Origin of the sequence: Thermus oshimai DSM 12092 (assembly GCF_000373145.1) — a bacterium.
Taxonomy (GTDB): Bacteria; Deinococcota; Deinococci; order Deinococcales; family Thermaceae; genus Thermus; species Thermus oshimai.
Genome location: NZ_KB890602.1, coordinates 301,948 through 318,559 on the forward strand (window position 1 = coordinate 301,948; position 16,612 = coordinate 318,559).

Consider the following 16,612-nt stretch of genomic DNA (forward strand, 5'->3'; position numbering starts at 1 on the left):
TAGCGGTGATGCTATGGGAATCCCCGCCTACCGGCCCCCGGAGGACCCGGGGCTTTGGGACGTGTATTTGGAGTGGCTGGAGCGGGCCCTCAAGGTAGGGCAGGTGCACCCCACCACCCTCGAGTACCTGGCCCACCCCAAGAGGCTCGTCACCGTTTCCCTGCCCGTGGTGATGGACGACGGGAAGGTGCGCTTTTTCCAGGGCTTTAGGGTGGTGCACGACATCGCCCGGGGGCCCGCCAAGGGGGGGGTGCGCTACCACCCCCGCGTGACCCTGGGCCAGACCGCGGGCCTGGCCGCCTGGATGACCTTCAAGGCCGCGGTGTGGGACCTCCCCTTCGGGGGGGCCGCGGGGGGCGTGGCCGTGGACCCCAAGGCCCTCTCCGGGCGGGAACTTGAGCGTCTGACCCGCCGCTACACCGCGGAGCTCATCGGCCTCATCGGCCCGGACGTGGACATCCTGGGGCCGGACCTGGGCACGGACCAAAAGGTCATGGCCTGGATCATGGACACCTACTCCATGACCGTGGGCTCCACCGTGCCCGGGGTGGTCACGGGCAAGCCCCACGCCCTGGGGGGCTCTGAGGGGCGGGACGAGGCCGCGGGGTTTGGGGTGGCCCTGGTGCTCAAGGAGGTGGCCGAGCGGAGGGGCCTGCCCCTACGGGGGGCCCGGGTGGCCCTCCAGGGCTTCGGCCAGGTGGGGGCGGGCTTCGCCCTGAAGGCGGAGGCGCTGGGCCTTAAGGTGGTGGCCGTCTCCACCGGGCGGGGGGCCATGTACCGGGAGGAGGGCCTTCCCGTGAGGGAGGTTCTCGCCCACTACGAGGCCACGGGGGACCTACCCCAGTACGACCTTCCCCCGGAGGAGCTCTTCGCCCTCCCCGTGGACTACCTGGTCCTGGCGGCCCACGAGGGGGCGCTGGACGGGGAGGGGGCGCGGGCGGTGCGGGCCAAGGCGGTCCTCGAGGCCGCCAACTTCGGCCTCACCCTGGAGGCCGAGGCCCACCTCCTGGGGCGGGGGGTGCTGGTGGTCCCCGACCTCCTCACGGGGGGCGGGGGGCTTCTGGCGAGCTATTTGGAGTGGGTCCAGGACCTCAACATGTTCTTCTGGACCCGGGAAGAGGTGGAGGCGCACTTCGCCCGCAAGGTGGAGGCCACGGTGGGGGAGGTGCTTTCCGAGGCGGAAGGGAGGGGCCTGGACCTGCGCATGGCCGCGCTCTGCCTGGCCCTCAAGCGTTTGGACGAGGCCACCAGGCTTCGGGGGGTTTACCCTTAAAAGGACCTAAGCTATGAAGAGCGAACCGCTTTCCTACTTGGGTAAGGACGACGGACCTTGGCGCATCTTCACGGAGCAGGTGGACCGGGTGGTCCCCTACCTGGGGCGGCTTGCCCCCTTGGCGGAAAGCCTCAAGCGGCCCAAGCGCATCCTGGTGGTGGACGTGCCCATCCACCTGGACGACGGCACCGTGGCCTACTTTGAGGGCTACCGGGTCCACCACAACACCGCCCGCGGCCCGGCCAAGGGGGGGGTGCGCTACCACCCCCAGGTCACCCTCTCCGAGGTCATGGCCCTGGCCGCCTGGATGACCATCAAAAACGCCGCGGTGGGCCTGCCCTACGGGGGGGGTAAGGGGGGGATCCGGGTGGACCCCAAGAAGCTTTCCGTGAGGGAGCTTGAGCGCTTAACCCGCCGCTACACCTCGGAAGTGGGCATCCTCCTGGGCCCGGACCGGGACATCCCCGCCCCCGACGTGAACACCGGGGAGCGGGAGATGGCCTGGATGATGGACACCTTCTCCATGAACGTGGGCCGCACCGTGCCCGGGGTGGTCACGGGGAAGCCCATCGCCCTAGGGGGCTCTCTGGGCCGGAGGGACGCCACCGGGCGGGGGGTCTTCGTCACCGCCGCCGCGGCCGCGGCCAAGATCGGCCTCCCCATTGAGGGGAGCCGGGTGGCCATCCAGGGCTTCGGCAACGTGGGGAACGCCGCGGCCCGCATCTTCCACGACCACGGGGCCAAGGTGGTGGCCGTCCAGGACGCCACGGGCACGGTCTACCGCGAGGAGGGGATAGACCCCTACGACCTCCTCCGCCACGTGGCCGAGACCGGGGGGGTGCGGGGCTACCCCAAGGCCGAGCCCCTGCCGAACCCCGAGTTCTGGGCCCTGCCCGTGGAGTTCCTCATCCCCGCGGCCCTCGAGGCCCAGATCACCGAGCACAACGCCTGGCGCATCCAGGCCAGGATCATTGCCGAGGGGGCCAACGGCCCCACCACCCCCGCCGCGGACGACATCCTGCAGGAAAAGGGCGTTTTGGTGGTGCCGGATGTCATCGCCAACGCGGGCGGGGTCACGGTGAGCTACTTTGAGTGGGTGCAGGACTTCAACTCCTACTTCTGGTCCGAGGAGGAGATCAACGCCCGCCTGGAGAAGGTCCTGCGGAACGCCTTTGAGGCGGTGTGGCAGGTGGCGGAGGAGAAGCGGATCCCCTTGCGCACCGCCGCCTACGTGGTGGCCGCCACCCGGGTCCTGGAGGCCCGGGCCCTTCGGGGGCTTTACCCCTAGCCCATGCGCCCGGACTGGCCCCGCTTTGGCCGCGTGACCCTGAAGCCCATGGCCGAGGGGCTTTCCGAGGAGGAGTGGCGGGGCCTTTACGACACCTTTCGCGACCCCGAGGTGGCGGAGTGGAACGGGGCGAGCCCCCTAAAGACCCCCTTTTGGCTCTTCAAGCGCTTTGTATTGGCGGAGAACCGCCGCAAGGACCGCCTGGCCTTCGTCATCCTGGACGAGGAAGGGGCCTATGTGGGCACCCTGGAGCTCTACAACCTCACCCCGGAGGAGGCCACCCTGGGCATCCTCCTCAAGCGGGAGCGCTGGGGCCAGGGCTACGGCACGGAGGCGGTGCGGGCGGCTTTGGCCTACGCCTTCGGCCCCTTGGGGCTTAAGCGGGTGCGCCTCCGCACCTTTGCCCACAACCTCCGCGCCCGCCGGGCCTTCCTGAAGGCCGGCTTCCGGGAGGTGGGGGAAAGCCCCGGGCCCCGGGGCCAGCGGGACGTGCACATGGAGGTAAGGCGTGAGGATTTTAGCCCCCAGGCTTAGGGAAGAGGTCTTCGCCCTCCTCCCCGAGGGGGTGGAGGTGCGCTTCCTGGACGAGCCCTGGCCTAAGGGAGCGGACCTCTTCATCCCCCCCTTCGGCCAGGAAGAGGTGGTGCGGAAGGTGTTTGCGGAGGTGGAGGTGCGGGTGGTCCAGACCCTCTCCGCGGGGGTGGACTGGATCCTGCCCCTTCTCCCGCCGGGGGTGACCCTCTGCGACGGTTCGGGGATCCACGACGCCCCGGTGGCGGAGTGGGTGGTCATGGCCCTCCTGGCCCTCCTCAAGGACCTGCCGGGCTTCCTGGAGGCAAAGAAGGAAGGGCGCTGGGCCCCGAAGCGGCTTGAGGACCTCGAGGGCAAGACCGTCCTCCTCCTGGGCTACGGTTCCATCGGCCGGGCGGTGGAGGCCAGGCTTAGGCCCTTCGGGGTGGAGGTCCTCCCCGTGGCCAAGCACGCCCGGCCCGGGGTCTACACCCCCAAGGACCTCCCCCACCTCCTTCCCCAGGCGGACGCGGTGGTCCTCCTCCTCCCCCTCACCCCCGAGACCCAGAAAGCAGTGGACCAGGCCTTCCTGGAGCGGATGAAGCCGGGGGCCCTCCTGGTGAACGCGGGCCGGGGCGGCCTGGTGGACACCGAGGCCCTCCTTAAGGCCCTGGAGGCGGGCCGGGTGCGGGCGGCTTTGGACGTGACGGACCCCGAGCCCCTCCCCGAGGGCCACCCCCTGTGGGCCAGGGCCCAGCTCCTCACCCCCCACGTGGCCGGGCTTTCCGAGGGCTTCACCCGCCGGGCGGCCCGGTTTTTGGCGGAGCAGGTGGGGCGCTACCTCCGGGGGGAGCCCCTTCTTAACGTGGTGCAGGAGGGGTACTGATGGTGGTGATCCTCCACGGGGACCTGAGGCGCTTTGGGGAGCGGCTGGAGGTGGAGGCCAGAACCCCCCTGGAGGCCCTAAGGAAGCTCGGCATCCCCCTGGAGGAGGTTTGGCTTTTGGCGGTGGGGGATAGGCCGGTGGAGCCGGAAGAGGAGGTGGAGGGCCCCCTCGAGGTCTACCCTCCGGTGGCGGGGGGTGGTATACTTTTCTTCCTGCCCTGAGGCAGGCGGCGCACAAGGGGGGAGCCGGACGCCCACCCCGCGTAGAAAGGAGCGAAGATGGATAAGAAAACCCTCCTCTCTACGCCCGTGGAGCCCATTGACATCAAGGCCTTCGACGCCGGGCCCATCCTCGAGGCCATGGGCAAGACGGCCTTCCAGGCCAGGAACCTCCACCGCGCGGCGGAGATCTACCTGAAGATGCTCCAGGACGACTGCGCGGTGATCCTCACCCTGGCGGGGAGCCTGGTCTCGGCCGGGCAGGGCCTCATCGTCCACGACCTCATCCGCAAAGGGCTGGTGGACGCCATCGTGGCCACGGGGGCCAACATCGTGGACCAGGACTTCTTTGAGGCCCTGGGCCACCGCCACTACCAGGGGGACCCCAAGGCCGACGACGAGACCCTAAGGCGGCTCTGGATTGACCGCATCTACGACACCTACATTGACGAGGCCGAGCTCCGGCACACGGACTACACCATCGCCGAGATCGCGGACAGCCTCCCGCCCCGCCCCTACTCCAGCCGGGAGTTCATCTGGCACATGGGCCGGTATCTGGCCGAGCGGGGCCTGGGGGAGAAGAGCATCGTGCGGGCCGCCTACGAGGAGGGGGTCCCCATCTTCGTCCCCGCCTTCTCCGACTCCTCCGCGGGCTTCGGCCTGGTCTACCACCAGGTGAAAAACCCCAAGGCCCACGTGACCATAGACTCCGTGGCCGACTTCCGGGAGCTCACGGAGATCAAGCTCAAGGCCGGCACCACGGGCCTGGTCATGCTGGGGGGCGGGGTGCCCAAGAACTTCGCCCAGGACATCGTGGTGGCGGCGGAGGTCCTCGGCCACGAGGTGGAGATGCACAAGTACGCTATCCAGATCACCGTGGCCGACGAGCGGGACGGGGGGCTTTCGGGCTCCACCCTCTCCGAGGCCCAAAGCTGGGGCAAGGTGGACGCGGCCCTTTCCCAGATGGTCTTCGCCGAGGCCACCCTGGCCTTCCCCCTCCTCGCCTCCTACGTCTACCACCGGGCCCCCGCGCGGGCCAAGCGGCGCTACGCCGACCTCTTCTCCGTAGAGGTCCCCGCCTAAGCCCGGCTTTCCCCCCGGGGGGTGGCGGTCCCCCCGGGGGGTTTGCTAGACTCTTCGGCAAATGCCCGAGGAGCTGCGCGCGTATCTTAGGGAGCGTTTTTCCGTCCAGGGTCCCCTTTCCCCCGGGCGGTTTGAAGCGGAGCTCGCCAAGCGGGTGGGAAGCCCGGCCAAGCGGGCCCCCCTCCTCCGGGCCTGGCGGGCCTACCTGGGGGGCGGGGGGAAGGAGGCGGTGCGAAGTTTTTACCGCGAGGTCCTAAAGGTGCCCCGGGGGGAGGCCCTGGTGTACGGGATGCACCTTCCTTTTATGGAGTTCTACGCGGAGGCGGTGCCGGAAAGGGTGGAGGGGCGGGTGCTGGAGGTGGGGCCCTTCACGGGGGCTTTGGTGGGCTACCTCCAGAGCAAACGGCCCGACCTCTCCTGGCACGCCTTGGAGGGGGTGGAGGAGGCCTACCGCCTGGGGCAGGAGCGGGTGCCCGGGGTGGTCTGGCACCTGGGCTGGGGGGAGGAGGCGGAGCTTCCCCCCTTTGACACCCTCCTGCTCCTCTCCGTCTTCCCCGAGGGGTACCTGGGGGAGGTGGAGGGCCGGCTGGAGCCGGAGGAGTTTTGGGACCGCTTCCAGTTCTTCCCCCGCATCGCCGCCCTGGCCCGCCTCCTCCGCCCGGGGGGGCTTCTCGTCTACGGCCACGGGCCTTTCCTGGGCAAGTGCCCCGAGGGGGTGGAGGAGGGCCTTAGGCGCCTGGGCTTTTACGGGGTGGAGCGGGTGGGGGAGGGGGAGTACGTCCTGGTGCTCGCCCGCAGGCCCGAGACCCTGGCCCTGGAAAGGGCGGAGGCGGCGCGGGAGGAGGCCCAGGAGGAGCGGGTGCCCGTCCTGGCCTCCGGGGGTTACCCCTTGGAGGAGGCCCGGGCCCTTCTGGAGGCCGGGCGGTACGCGGAGGTCCTGGCCCTTCTCCCCGAGGAGACCCCGCCGGGGGCCCGGGAAGCGGCGTACCTGAGGGGCCGGGCCCTCTTCGCCCTCTCCCGCTTTGCCGAGGCGGAGGAGGCCTTCCGCGAGGCCCTTTCCGAGGAGGCGGAGGACTACAGGGCCTTGGCCCTGGTGGAGCTTGGGGACTACCAGCGGGCCCTGCCGCGCCTCGAGGGCCTGGCCGTGCGCGGGGGGCGGTACCGGCTCTATTTGGGCCGGGCCTACCTGGGCCTGGGGCGCTACGCGGACGCCCTCCGGCAGTTCGTGGAGTCGGGCCTCCCCGAGGCGGAGCTCTACATCCAAGACACCCTGGAGCGCATCGCCGAGCGCATGCGCCGCTTCGCCCGGGAAGGGGAGTGGAGCGAGGTGAGCCGCCGGGCGGAGTTCGTGGAGGACCTCTCCCCTAGGCTCCTCACCCGGGAGATCCTCCGGCTTGGGCTTAGGGCGGCCCTCCTTCAGGGGCTTTTCGCCCGGGCGGAGCGCTACGCCCGCCGCCTGGCCGACCTGGACGAGCCCGAGGGTTTCTTGGGCCTGGCCCTTTCCGCCCTTAGGGTCCGGAGCCCCCTGGAGCTTCGGGGCCAGGAGGACCTTAAGGGGGTGGAGCCCTACCTCACCGAAGCCCTGGCCCGCGCCGAAACCCCGGAGGCCCTCCTCCTCCTGGGGATGCTCCGGGAAAGGGAGGGGCGCTACCGGGAGGCCCTTTACCTCCTGGAAAAGGCGGCGGGCCGGGGGGAAGGGGAGGTGGCGGGCCTGGCCTACCACCACCTGGCCCAGGTGAAAAGGGCCCTGAGGCGCCCCCTCAAGGAGGTCTTGGGGGACCACAAGCGGGCCCACGCCCTAAGGGCCTACCCCGCCCCCTTCCTCTTCCGCCTGGCCCAGGAGGCCCTGGAGGGGGGGGAGGAGGTGCTGGCCCGGGAGCTCCTCTCCCGGGCCCGGGACGCGGGGCTTGGGGCGGTGGAGGAGGAGGACCTCTTGGGGCTTTTAACGCTCCTGGAACGGCTGGAGGGCCCCTGGGCCGCCTTCAGCGTCCTCTACGGGGCCCTGGCCAAGACCCCCCACCCCCCCTTGGAGCTCCTCGCCCTGGCCTACCGGCTTTCCCGCTCCTTCCGGGAGAGCCTCGAGGCCGAGGCGGTGCGGGGCCAGTACCTGGCGGCCCTCTACGGGGCGGGGCGGCTTGGCGAGGCGGAGGCCCTGCTCCTTTCCGAGCTGCAAAGCCGCCCCCAGGCCCTGGAGGTCCTCTTTGACCTGGCGGAGCTCTACGAGCGCAAGGGGGCCTGGGCCAAGGCGGCGGAGGCCTGGCAGAAGGCCCTGGAGGTGGCCTTCTACCGGGAAAAGGACCTGGACCTGGCCCGGGAGATCCTGAAAAACCTCCTCTTCCTGAGGCCCCAGGACGAGAGCCTGGCCCTCTACCTGGAGGAGCTAAAGGCGGTGCGGGAGGGCCTAAAGGCCTTGGGGGAGGAGGCCCGCCCCCTGCCCGAGGCCCCCAGGGAGCTTCTGGAGGAGGACCTCCCCCGCTTCCACGGGGAGCACCTTTTGGTGGTGGGGGGGCACACCCAGCTCCGCAGCCGCCTCCTCCCCTTCCTGGAGGAGCGGGGGCTAAGGGTGGACTGGTTTGACGCGGACAGCGTGGGCGTGGGGCGGGAGTCCTTGAGGCGCATCCAGACCCGCCTGGAGAAGGCCCACGGCCTCATGATCGTCTCCAGCTACGTGGGGCACGACCTTTCCGAGCCGGTGCGGGCCCAGGCGGAGGCCTTGGGGGTGCCGGTCTACATCATCCCCGGGCGGGCCCGCGGGGTGACGGGGTTCTTAAGGGCCCTCAAGGACTTCGCCCCCGAGGTCTTCAAGCGGGCCCTCAAGGGGGTACAGTAGGGGCATGGAGTTCGGTTTTTCTCCCTGCCCCAACGACACCTTCATCTTCTACGCCCTGGTGCACGGCCTGGTGCCAAGCCCCGTCCCCGTGGAGCCCGTCTTGGAGGACGTGGAAACCCTAAACCGCTGGGCCCTGGAAGGGCGGCTTCCCCTTACTAAGCTCTCCTACGCGGCCTTCGGCCGGGTGCGGGACCGGTACGTGGCCCTACGGAGCGGGGGGGCCTTGGGCCGGGGGGTGGGGCCTCTAGTGGTGGCCAGGGGGCCCCTTCGGAGCCTAAAGGGGGCCCGTGTGGCCATCCCCGGGCGGAACACCACCGCCTTCCTCCTCCTTTCCCTTTACGGGGAGGGGTTTGAGCCGGTGGAGGTGCGCTACGACCGGATCCTGCCCCTGGTGGCGGAGGGAGCGGTGGAGGCGGGGCTCATCATCCACGAAAGCCGCTTCACCTACCCCCAGTACGGCCTCGCCAAGGTGGTGGACCTAGGGGAGTGGTGGGAAGGGGAGACGGGCCTTCCCCTCCCCTTGGGGGCCATCCTGGCCCGGCGGGACCTGGGGGAGGACCTCATCCGGGCCCTGGACCTTGCGGTAAGGGCCAGCCTGGAGTACGCCTGGGCCCACCCGGAGGAGGTCCTCCCGTACCTCAAGGCCCACGCCCAGGAGCTTTCCGAGGAGGTCATCTGGGCCCATGTGCATACCTATGTGAACCCCTTCAGCCTGGACGTGGGGGCGGAAGGGGAGGAGGCGGTGCGGCGCTTCTTCCAGGAGGCGGAGGCCCGGGGCCTCCTCCCGCCCTCCCCCCACCCCCCTTTCCTATAGACTGTGGGGTATGTTCCAGGGTTTGGGCCTCGAGGCCAGGCGGGAGGCGGCCCGGGTCTTCCAGCCCCTTCGGGTGCGGCGGGGGGAGGTCCTCTACCGGGAGGGGGACCCCGCGGACGGGGTCTACCTGGTGCGGCAGGGCCTGGTCTGGCTCCACGCCGAGGAGGGGGAAGGCCTCACCTTGAGCCTTCTCGGCCCGGGGGACCTCTTCGGGGAGGAGGCCCTGGTGGGGGGGCTTCGCCGGGGCCTTTCCGCCCAGGCCCTGGCCTACACCGAGCTCCTCTTCGGGGAGAGGAAGGAGGTGGAGGCCCTAAGGGCCCGCTTCCCCGAGGTGAACGCCTTTCTGCTGGAAGCCCTTTATAAACGCCTCAAAGCCATGGAGGCGCGCTTCTTTGAGCTCCGCTTCCCCGTGGCCCAGCGCCTGGCCCGCCTCCTCCTCCGCCTGGGGGCGGAGGGGGAGGTCCTCTTCTCCCACCAGGACCTGGCCCGCATGGTGGGGGCCACCCGGGAGACGGTGACCAAGCTCCTGGGGGAGTGGGCCTTGGCGGGGGTATTGGACCTGGGCTACCGCCGGCTGGAGATCAAGGACCGGGAGGCCCTTGCCCGGTTGGCGGAGGCGCTATAAGGTTTGTAGCATGCAGGACCTCGCCGCTCGCCTTGGCCTGCCCTCGGGGGAAGAGGCCCTACGGGCCCGCCTGGGGCGGAGGGGCCACCCGGGGCTCCTTCCCGCCTTTTCCGCCTACCTCCGCCGCCTGGGGGCGCCTTCCTCGGTCCTGGAGGCCCTTAGGCGCCTGGAGGTGGGCGCGGTGGTGGCGGGCCAGCAGGCGGGGCTTTTGGGCGGCCCCGCCCTCACCTTCTACAAGGCCCACACCGCCCTGCGCCTGGCGGAGGGGGTGGGGGCGGCGGGGGTCTTCTGGATTGCCTCCCAGGACCACGACGTGGAGGAGGTGCGCCACCTCCACCTCCTCCGGGAGGAGCGCCTCGAAACCCTCTCCCTTCCCCTTCCCCCCCTGCCCGCGGGGCGCCTTCCCCTGGCCCCCTACCGGGAGGCCCTGCGGGCCTTCCTGGGCCCTTGGGCGGAGGAGGAGCGGGTGGCCTGGGCCCTGGAGGCCGAGACCCTTTCGGAGTTCTTCGCCCGGGTCCTCCTGGCCTTCCTGGGGGAGCGGGGCCTCCTCCCCTTTGACCCCATGGCCCCCGAGCTTGCCCCCCTCTTCCTCCCCGCCCTGGAGCGGGAGCTGGAAGACCCTTTGGGGAGCGCCCAGGCCATCAACCGGGAGGCGGAGCGCCTTAGGGCCTTAGGGGAAAAGCCCGCCCTGATGCGCAAGCCGGGGGCCACCAACCTCTTCCTGGAAACCGATGCCCGCCGCCTCCTCCACTACCAGGGGGGGCTTTTCACCGACGGGGTGCGCACCTACACCCGCAAGGCCCTCTGGGAGCTGGCCCAGGCGGACCCTTCCCGCCTCACCCCCGCCGCGGGGCTCAGGCCGGTGTTCCAGGACCTGGTCCTCCCCACCGCGGGGTTCGTGGTGGGGCCCAACGAGCTCCGCTACGTGGCCGAGCTTTCCGAGGTGTACGCCCTCTATGGCCTCTCCATGCCCGCCCTGTTCCAGAGGCTTAGGGCCCTGGTACTGGAGCCCCCGGTGGCCCGCATCCTGGGGAAGTACGGCCTAGACCCCTGGGCCTTTTTGGAGGAGGGGGAGGGGGCCTTCTTGAGGGCCGTGGGGGGGCGGCTTCAGGCCTTCGCCCGCTTTGAGGAGCGCCTCCGCCGCCTCCTCTCCGAGGCCGAGGCCCTGGCGGAGGAGGCGGGAGCCCTGGACCCTACCCTAAAGCGCCCCCTCCTCCGCTTCCGGGCCCGCCTGGGGGGAGAGGGGGAGCGGCTTCTCCGGAAGGCCCTAAGGGCCAGGCTCCAGGGGGACGGGGTCCTTTGGGCCCATCTGGAGCGGCTTAAGCGCCACCTCCTCCCCTTGGGCCTTCCCCAGGAGCGGGTCTTCCCCTTTCTCCAGTACGCCCTCCGCCACCCCGTGGCCCTAAAGCGCCTGGAGGAGGCCCCGGCTTTGGGGCGGGCCCTCCTTTACCTCTAGGGCCCGGGCGGGGTAGGCTAGACCCAAGGTCTATGAAGCGCCTCCTGGCCCTCCTCCTTCTCCTCCCCTGGGCCTTGGCCCAGGGCCTCACCCTGCGGGTCCTCCTCAAGGAGGTGCCCCTGGGGGAGGCCCTCCGCCTGGACCTGCCCTCGGGGCGGGTTCTGGCCAAGGGGGTGGAGGGCGGGGTGGTGGTGGACGGGAGGCTCTTCCCGAGCTTCCTTCACCCCGGCCCCACCTTCGCCCTGGACGGCACCCCCTACCGGGGCGGGCTCCTCCTCCTCCCTCAAGGGGAGAAGGTGATGGCGGTGAACGCCGTGGACCTGGAGGACTACCTCCTCGGGGTCCTCCCCGGGGAGATGCCCCCCTCCTTCCCCCTGGAGGCCCTGAAGGCCCAGGCCGTTTTGGCCCGCACCTTCGCGGTGAACCGCCTAAGCCCCTCCGCCCCCTACGACCTCTGCGCCACGGAGGCCTGCCAGGTCTACCGGGGCCTCTCCGCGGAAACCCCCAGGCACAAGGAGGCGGTCCTCGCCACCCGGGGCCTGGTGGTGAGCTACGGGGGGAGGGCCATCTCCGCCCTGTACCACGCGGACTCCGGGGGCATGACCGCGGGGAGCGAGGAGGTCTTCCAGAAGGCCCTTCCCTACCTTCGCCCCCGGGAAGACCCCTTTTCCGATGGGCCTAAAAGCCGGTGGACGGTGGACCTCACCCCGGAAAGGGTGGCGGCCGCCCTCCGGGCCTACGGCCTCGCCCCCCGCACCCTCGAGCCCCCGGAGGTCCTGGCCCTCACCCCCTCGGGGCGGGTGGGGCGGCTTTCCGCCCTGGGGGTGGTGGTGGAAGGCCCCCTGGCCCAGCGGGTGGTGCGGGCCATGGGCCTCCCCTCGGCCCTGGTGCGCTTTGAGGGCTGGCGGGCCTTGGGCCGGGGGGCCGGGCACGGGGTGGGGATGAGCCAGTGGGGGGCCAAGGGCATGGCGGAGCGGGGCTTTGAGTTTCGGGAGATCCTGGGCCACTACTTCCCGGGGACCTTCCTCTCCGACCTGGTGGTCCGGGCCGGCCTTCCCTGATGCTCCTCCCCACCCCCATCGGCCCCCTTTGGCTAGAGACCACCCCCTTGGGGGTGCGCCGCCTCGTCCCCACCCTTTTCCCCCAGGGCCGGGAGGCGGAAGGCCCCCTGGCGGAAAGGGTGGCGGAGGCGGTGGCCCGCTACTTCCAGGGGGAAAGGCCCGACTTCCTGGACCTCCCCCTGGACTACACCGGCCTTTCCCCGGCCCGGGTGGCGGTGTACGAGTGGACCCGCAGGATCCCTTACGGCAAGACGGAAAGCTACGGGGCCGTGGCCCGGGCCCTGGGCCTTGCCCCTAGGGCCGTGGGGGCGGCCCTCAGGGCCTCGCCCTTTTTCCTCCTGGTCCCCGCCCACCGGGTGGTCCACGCGGACGGCCGCCTTGGGGGCTTCGCCGGGCAGGAAGGGCTTAAGGCCTGGCTCCTCCGGTTTGAGGGCCTACACCTCCTGCCAGACCGCTAGGGAAAAGGGGGGAAGCTCCGGGCCGCAAAGCCTTCCTCCTTGGGGGTGGCAGACCGCCCCCGAGAGGAGGTCCACCGCCGCCCCACCCCGGGGGAAGTGGCCGTGGAGGGGGAGGTCCTGGAGGAAGGGCCTGTCCGTGGCGTTCACCACCACCAGGTAGGGTCCCCGGGCGAAGGCCAGGTGGCCGTCTTGGGCGTAGATGCGGGTGTAGGGGGCGCTCTTCAAGAGGGGGTGGGCCTTCCTGAGGGCGGCCATGCGCCTTATGGCCTCCCGGATCTCCCCCTTCCAGCGGGCCTCGTCCCACACCATCCCTCCCCGGTTTTCGGGGTCATGGCCCCCTTCCATGCCGATCTCCTCCCCGTAGTAGACCGTGGGGTTGCCGGGGAGGAGGAAGAGGAGGGAAAGGGCGAGCCTGGCCCGGGCCACCTCCCCCCGGAGGAGGGTGAGGAGGCGGGGGGTGTCGTGGGAGGTGAGGAGGTTCATCTGGGCGGTGACCGCCTCCCAGGGGTAGCGGCGGAAGAGGTCCTCGAGGCGGTGGCTGAAGGCCAGGGCCTGGAGGGGCTCTATCCGCCCAAGCCCCGAGCGGGTGGCGAGCTCCCGGTCCAGGGCCTCCCCCCCCACGAAGCCCAGGACGGCCCGCCCCAGGGGGTAGTTCATGGTGGCGTCAAAGAGGTCCCCCCTTAGCCAAAGGTCGGCCTCCTCCCAGATCTCCCCTACGATGTAGGCCTCGGGGTTTGCCCCCTTGACCCGCCTGCGGAACTCCCGCCAGAACTCGAGGTCCTGAATCTCGTTGGGCACGTCCAGCCGCCAGCCGTCCGCCCCGAAGCGGATCCAGTGCTCGGCCACCTTAAGGAGGTAGGCCCGCACCTCGGGGGTTTCCACCTTGAGCTTGGGAAGCTCGGGGTTCCCCCACCAGGCCTCGTAGTTGGGGGAGCTCCCGTAGGCGTTTAGGGGAAAGCCCTTCACGTAGTACCAGTCCCGGTAGGGGCTTTCCGGCCCGTTTTCCAGAAGGTGCTGGAAGGCGAAAAACCCCCGGCCCGTGTGGTTGAAGACCCCGTCCAGGATGACCCTCACCCCGTGGGCGTGGGCCACCTCCAAAAGGTGCCTTAAGGCCCCGTTCCCCCCGAGAAGGGGGTCCACCTGGAAGTAGTCCACGGTATGGTAGCGGTGGTTGGCGGTGGAGGCGAAGACGGGGTTCAGGTAGATGGCCTCCACCCCTAACTCCAGGAGGTAGGGGAGCTTCTCCGCCACACCAAAGAGCGTCCCCCCCTTGAACCCCCTTAGGGTGGGGGGCGCCTCCCAGGGCTCTAAGGGCCCCGTGGGGGCGGGGGGTGCGGGGGGTCCAGCGCGGAAGAAGCGGTCGGGAAAGATCTGGTAGAAAAAGGCGCCTTGATACCAAGCCACGCCCCTAAGCCTACCACGGGAAGAAGGTGCCCAGATCACAAAAATCCTTGCCCGGATGGAGGGGGGTCTGGTATCCTCCCGGGGTGAAGGGTATGCGGGGCCGCCTCTTCGTCATGACCGGGGCCAGCGGGGTGGGCAAGGGCACGGTGCGGGCCAAGGTGCTGGAGCGCACCCGCCTCTTCTACTCCATCTCCATGACCACCCGCCCCCCCCGCCCGGGGGAGCGGCACGGGGTGGACTACTACTTCGTGGACCGGCCCGCCTTTGAGCGGCTCATCGCCGAGGACGGCTTTCTGGAGTACGCAGAGTACGTGGGCCACCTCTACGGCACCCCCAAGGCCCCCGTGGAGCGGGCCCTTGCCCGCGGGGAGGACGTCCTTTTGGAGATTGAGGTCCAGGGGGCCCTGCAGGTGAAGGCAAAGGTGCCGGAGGCCATCCTCATCTTCCTCCTTCCCCCCTCCCTCTCCGAGCTCAAAAGGCGCCTGGTCCTCCGGGGCCAGGACCCCCCGGAGAAGATCGCCAAGCGCCTGGCCCGGGCGGAGGAGGAGATCCGAAACGCCCACCTCTTTGACTACGTGGTGGTGAACGATGTGCTGGAAAAGGCGGTGGGGGATTTCCTGGCCATCCTCACCGCCGAAAGGCGAAGGACCCCCAGGATGCAGGCCCACCTGGAGGAGGCCCTGCGCAAGGACCCCCTTTTGGAAGAGGAACTGGACGAGATCCTAAGGAGGAGCCATGGCGGAACCGGGCATTGACAAGCTGTTTGGCATGGTGGATTCCAAGTACCGGCTCACGGTGGTGGTGGCCAAACGGGCCCAGCAGCTTTTGCGCTACCGCTTCAAAAACACCGTCCTCGCCCCGGAGGAAAGGCCTAAGATGCGCACCCTGGAAGGGGTCTTTGACGACCCCAACCCCGTGACCTGGGCCATGAAGGAGCTCCTCACCGGCCGGCTGGTCTTCGGGGAAGGCCTTTTGGACGAGGACCGGCTCCAGAAGGAGCTGGACAAGCTCTACCCCGTAGAGGCGGAAGGGGCCTAGCATGGCCCGGGTCCTGGTGGCCGTCACCGGGGGGGTGGCCGCCATAAAGGCCCCCCACCTCCTGCGCCTCCTCAAGCGGGCGGGGCACGAGGTGCGGGTCCTCGCCACCCCCAGGGCCTTGGAGTTCGTCACCCCCCTTTCCCTGGCGGTGGCCGCGGGGGGGGAGGTGGCCACGGAGGAGGCCTGGTTCCGGCCGGACGGGCGGGCCTTGCACATCGACCTGGCCCGCTTCGCCGATCTGGTCCTGGTGGCCCCGGCCACCGCGGACGCCCTGGCCAAGGCCGCCTTGGGCCTGGCGGATGACCTCCTCTCCGCCACCCTCCTGGCGGGGCCTAAGCGGGTGGCCTGGGCCCCGGCCATGAACGAGGCCATGTGGCTCGCCCCCCAGACCCAGGGCCACGTGGAGCGGCTTAAGGCCCTGGGCCACGCCTTCTTCGGCCCGGGCCATGGCCCCTTGGCCGCGGAAGGGGAGGGGGAGGGGTGGGGGCGGATGCTGGAGCCCGAGGAGCTTTTGGAGAGGGTCCGGGCCCTTCTCACCCCCAAGGACCTTTCCGGCCTAAAGCTCCTGGTTTCCGCCGGCCCCACCCGGGAGTACCTGGACCCGGTGCGCTTCCTCTCCAACCCCTCCTCCGGCCGCATGGGCTACGCTCTGGCCGAGGCCGCCCGGGACCGGGGGGCGGAGGTGGTCCTGGTCTCGGGCCCCACCTGCCTCCAAGACCCTTGGGGGATGGAGGTGGTGCGGGTGGAAAGCGCCCTGGAGATGCGCGCGGCCATCCTGGAGCGTTACCCCCATCTCCAGGCGGTGGTCATGGCCGCGGCGGTGGCCGACTACCGCCCCGCGGAGGTCCACCGGGACAAGGAGCCCAAAACAGGGGAGGAGAAGACCCTCCGCCTCCTCCCGAACCCCGACATCCTGAAGGAGCTGGGCGCAAACAAGGGCAACCGGGTGCTGGTGGGCTTCGCCATGGAGACCCGGGAAGGCCTCCATCGGGCCAAGGAGAAGCTCCTGCGCAAGAACCTGGACCTCATCGCCCTGAACTACGTGGGGCGGGAGGGGGTGGGGTTCGGCTCGGAGGAGAACGAGGTGGTCCTCCTGAGCCGGACGGGGGAGGTGGAGGAGCTTTCCCGCCGGCCCAAGCGGGAGGTGGCCCACCGCATTCTGGACTGGGTTAAACTCTTCTGGAAGGAATATGGCCATGCGCAGTAGGGCAGAGCGGCTTCGCGCCATCCAGGAAATCGTCAGCAAGGAGGAGATCAGCACCCAGAAGGAGCTGGTGGAAAAGCTCCGCCAGCGGGGGTTTGAGGTGACCCAGGCCACGGTGAGCCGGGACATCGCCCGGCTCCACCTGGTCCGGGTGGCCCTGGGGAAGGGGCGGCACAAGTACGCCCTGGCCCCCATTGAGCTCCAGGAGGACGTATACGAGGAGCTTAAGCGCCGCTTCAAGGAGTTCGTGCGGGACGTGGACCGGGGGGGGAACATCCTGGTGGTGAAGACCCTCGAGGGCCACGCCTCCGGCATCGCCTTCCTCCTGGACCGCCTGCGCCGGGACGACCTGGTGGGCACCTTGGCGGGGGACGACACCATCTTGGTGGTGGCCCGGGACGAGAAGGCCGCGGAAGCCCTAGAAGAGGAGCTCGGGGGGCTTTTGGTTTAGGGGCCTTTTCCGC

The 16,612-nt window shown here is 70.1% G+C and carries 17 protein-coding genes; 16 read left to right on the top strand and 1 reads right to left on the bottom strand.

The window, feature by feature from the left end:
* Positions 1-13: 13 nt before the first annotated feature.
* The 12 genes from B043_RS0101705 to B043_RS0101760 all read left to right on the top strand — a co-directional run bounded on the left by B043_RS0101705 (position 14) and on the right by B043_RS0101760 (position 12,502).
* Complete coding sequence (locus B043_RS0101705; protein ID WP_016328882.1) at positions 14-1,273, top strand: Glu/Leu/Phe/Val family dehydrogenase; 1,260 nt, start codon at positions 14-16, stop codon at positions 1,271-1,273.
* Between the two features lie 13 nt (positions 1,274-1,286).
* Entirely contained in the window at positions 1,287-2,561 is a 1,275-nt protein-coding gene (locus tag B043_RS0101710; protein WP_018460724.1) for a Glu/Leu/Phe/Val family dehydrogenase, read from the top strand.
* 3 nt (positions 2,562-2,564) lie between these two features.
* The gene (locus tag B043_RS0101715) at positions 2,565-3,095 is read left to right on the top strand and encodes a GNAT family N-acetyltransferase (RefSeq protein WP_018460725.1); all 531 of its coding nucleotides are present in this window, start codon (positions 2,565-2,567) and stop codon (positions 3,093-3,095) included.
* The gene (locus tag B043_RS0101720; RefSeq protein WP_018460726.1) at positions 3,070-3,957 is read left to right on the top strand and encodes a 2-hydroxyacid dehydrogenase; all 888 of its coding nucleotides are present in this window, start codon (positions 3,070-3,072) and stop codon (positions 3,955-3,957) included. Before B043_RS0101715 ends, B043_RS0101720 begins: the two co-directional genes overlap by 26 nt.
* The gene (locus tag B043_RS0101725) at positions 3,957-4,178 is read left to right on the top strand and encodes a hypothetical protein (RefSeq protein ID WP_016328886.1); all 222 of its coding nucleotides are present in this window, start codon (positions 3,957-3,959) and stop codon (positions 4,176-4,178) included. Before B043_RS0101720 ends, B043_RS0101725 begins: the two co-directional genes overlap by 1 nt.
* Before the next feature lie 57 nt (positions 4,179-4,235).
* The gene (locus B043_RS0101730; RefSeq protein ID WP_016328887.1) at positions 4,236-5,258 is read left to right on the top strand and encodes a 1,9-bis(guanidino)-5-aza-nonane synthase; all 1,023 of its coding nucleotides are present in this window, start codon (positions 4,236-4,238) and stop codon (positions 5,256-5,258) included.
* A 61-nt stretch (positions 5,259-5,319) separates the two neighbouring features.
* A complete protein-coding gene (locus tag B043_RS0101735) occupies positions 5,320-8,088 on the top strand; it encodes a tetratricopeptide repeat protein (RefSeq protein WP_018460727.1) in 2,769 nt (922 codons plus the stop codon).
* 4 nt (positions 8,089-8,092) lie between these two features.
* Positions 8,093-8,902: a menaquinone biosynthesis family protein gene (locus B043_RS0101740; RefSeq protein ID WP_018460728.1), complete on the top strand. Its 810-nt coding sequence runs from the start codon at positions 8,093-8,095 to the stop codon at positions 8,900-8,902.
* A gap of 10 nt (positions 8,903-8,912) precedes the next feature.
* Positions 8,913-9,527: a Crp/Fnr family transcriptional regulator gene (locus B043_RS0101745; RefSeq protein WP_018460729.1), complete on the top strand. Its 615-nt coding sequence runs from the start codon at positions 8,913-8,915 to the stop codon at positions 9,525-9,527.
* A 10-nt stretch (positions 9,528-9,537) separates the two neighbouring features.
* Positions 9,538-10,983, top strand: coding sequence for a bacillithiol biosynthesis cysteine-adding enzyme BshC (bshC, locus tag B043_RS0101750; RefSeq protein ID WP_018460730.1), 1,446 nt, complete (start codon positions 9,538-9,540; stop codon positions 10,981-10,983).
* 32 nt (positions 10,984-11,015) lie between these two features.
* Positions 11,016-12,044 carry a SpoIID/LytB domain-containing protein gene (locus B043_RS0101755; protein ID WP_018460731.1) on the top strand — a complete coding sequence of 343 codons (1,029 nt, stop codon included), beginning with the start codon at positions 11,016-11,018 and terminating at the stop codon, positions 12,042-12,044.
* Entirely contained in the window at positions 12,044-12,502 is a 459-nt protein-coding gene (locus B043_RS0101760) for a methylated-DNA--[protein]-cysteine S-methyltransferase (RefSeq protein WP_018460732.1), read from the top strand. The genes B043_RS0101755 and B043_RS0101760 overlap by 1 nt, the downstream gene beginning before the upstream one ends.
* Here the strand turns inward: B043_RS0101760 and B043_RS0101765 are convergent.
* Entirely contained in the window at positions 12,479-13,906 is a 1,428-nt protein-coding gene (locus tag B043_RS0101765; protein WP_018460733.1) for a glycoside hydrolase family 13 protein, read from the bottom strand. The two genes, B043_RS0101760 and B043_RS0101765, sit on opposite strands and share 24 nt — an antisense overlap.
* 92 nt (positions 13,907-13,998) lie before the next feature.
* Here B043_RS0101765 and gmk point away from each other — a divergent pair, with 92 nt between their 5' ends.
* Genes gmk through argR form a run of 4 tightly spaced genes read left to right on the top strand, consistent with a single transcriptional unit; the run spans position 13,999 to position 16,599 of the window.
* Positions 13,999-14,661 carry a guanylate kinase gene (gmk, locus tag B043_RS0101770; RefSeq protein ID WP_016328895.1) on the top strand — a complete coding sequence of 221 codons (663 nt, stop codon included), beginning with the start codon at positions 13,999-14,001 and terminating at the stop codon, positions 14,659-14,661.
* Entirely contained in the window at positions 14,642-14,944 is a 303-nt protein-coding gene (gene rpoZ, locus B043_RS0101775) for a DNA-directed RNA polymerase subunit omega (protein ID WP_016328896.1), read from the top strand. The genes gmk and rpoZ overlap by 20 nt, the downstream gene beginning before the upstream one ends.
* Before the next feature lies 1 nt (position 14,945).
* Positions 14,946-16,151: a bifunctional phosphopantothenoylcysteine decarboxylase/phosphopantothenate--cysteine ligase CoaBC gene (gene coaBC / locus B043_RS0101780; RefSeq protein WP_018460734.1), complete on the top strand. Its 1,206-nt coding sequence runs from the start codon at positions 14,946-14,948 to the stop codon at positions 16,149-16,151.
* Positions 16,141-16,599, top strand: a complete 459-nt coding sequence (argR, locus tag B043_RS0101785) for an arginine repressor (protein ID WP_016328898.1) — start codon at positions 16,141-16,143, stop codon at positions 16,597-16,599. The genes coaBC and argR overlap by 11 nt, the downstream gene beginning before the upstream one ends.
* The last annotated feature ends 13 nt before the right edge of the window (positions 16,600-16,612 follow it).

What these genes read in the sequence shown, in the direction of transcription:
- B043_RS0101705 (WP_016328882.1), top strand. Translation starts at nt 14, where the DNA reads ATGGGAATCCCCGCCTACCGGCCCCCGGAGGACCCGGGGCTTTGGGAC.
- B043_RS0101710 (WP_018460724.1), top strand. Translation starts at nt 1,287, where the DNA reads ATGAAGAGCGAACCGCTTTCCTACTTGGGTAAGGACGACGGACCTTGG.
- B043_RS0101715 (WP_018460725.1), top strand. Translation starts at nt 2,565, where the DNA reads ATGCGCCCGGACTGGCCCCGCTTTGGCCGCGTGACCCTGAAGCCCATG.
- B043_RS0101725 (WP_016328886.1), top strand. Translation starts at nt 3,957, where the DNA reads ATGGTGGTGATCCTCCACGGGGACCTGAGGCGCTTTGGGGAGCGGCTG.
- B043_RS0101730 (WP_016328887.1), top strand. Translation starts at nt 4,236, where the DNA reads ATGGATAAGAAAACCCTCCTCTCTACGCCCGTGGAGCCCATTGACATC.
- B043_RS0101735 (WP_018460727.1), top strand. Translation starts at nt 5,320, where the DNA reads ATGCCCGAGGAGCTGCGCGCGTATCTTAGGGAGCGTTTTTCCGTCCAG.
- B043_RS0101740 (WP_018460728.1), top strand. Translation starts at nt 8,093, where the DNA reads ATGGAGTTCGGTTTTTCTCCCTGCCCCAACGACACCTTCATCTTCTAC.
- B043_RS0101745 (WP_018460729.1), top strand. Translation starts at nt 8,913, where the DNA reads ATGTTCCAGGGTTTGGGCCTCGAGGCCAGGCGGGAGGCGGCCCGGGTC.
- bshC (WP_018460730.1), top strand. Translation starts at nt 9,538, where the DNA reads ATGCAGGACCTCGCCGCTCGCCTTGGCCTGCCCTCGGGGGAAGAGGCC.
- B043_RS0101755 (WP_018460731.1), top strand. Translation starts at nt 11,016, where the DNA reads ATGAAGCGCCTCCTGGCCCTCCTCCTTCTCCTCCCCTGGGCCTTGGCC.
- B043_RS0101760 (WP_018460732.1), top strand. Translation starts at nt 12,044, where the DNA reads ATGCTCCTCCCCACCCCCATCGGCCCCCTTTGGCTAGAGACCACCCCC.
- gmk (WP_016328895.1), top strand. Translation starts at nt 13,999, where the DNA reads ATGCGGGGCCGCCTCTTCGTCATGACCGGGGCCAGCGGGGTGGGCAAG.
- rpoZ (WP_016328896.1), top strand. Translation starts at nt 14,642, where the DNA reads ATGGCGGAACCGGGCATTGACAAGCTGTTTGGCATGGTGGATTCCAAG.
- coaBC (WP_018460734.1), top strand. Translation starts at nt 14,946, where the DNA reads ATGGCCCGGGTCCTGGTGGCCGTCACCGGGGGGGTGGCCGCCATAAAG.
- argR (WP_016328898.1), top strand. Translation starts at nt 16,141, where the DNA reads ATGCGCAGTAGGGCAGAGCGGCTTCGCGCCATCCAGGAAATCGTCAGC.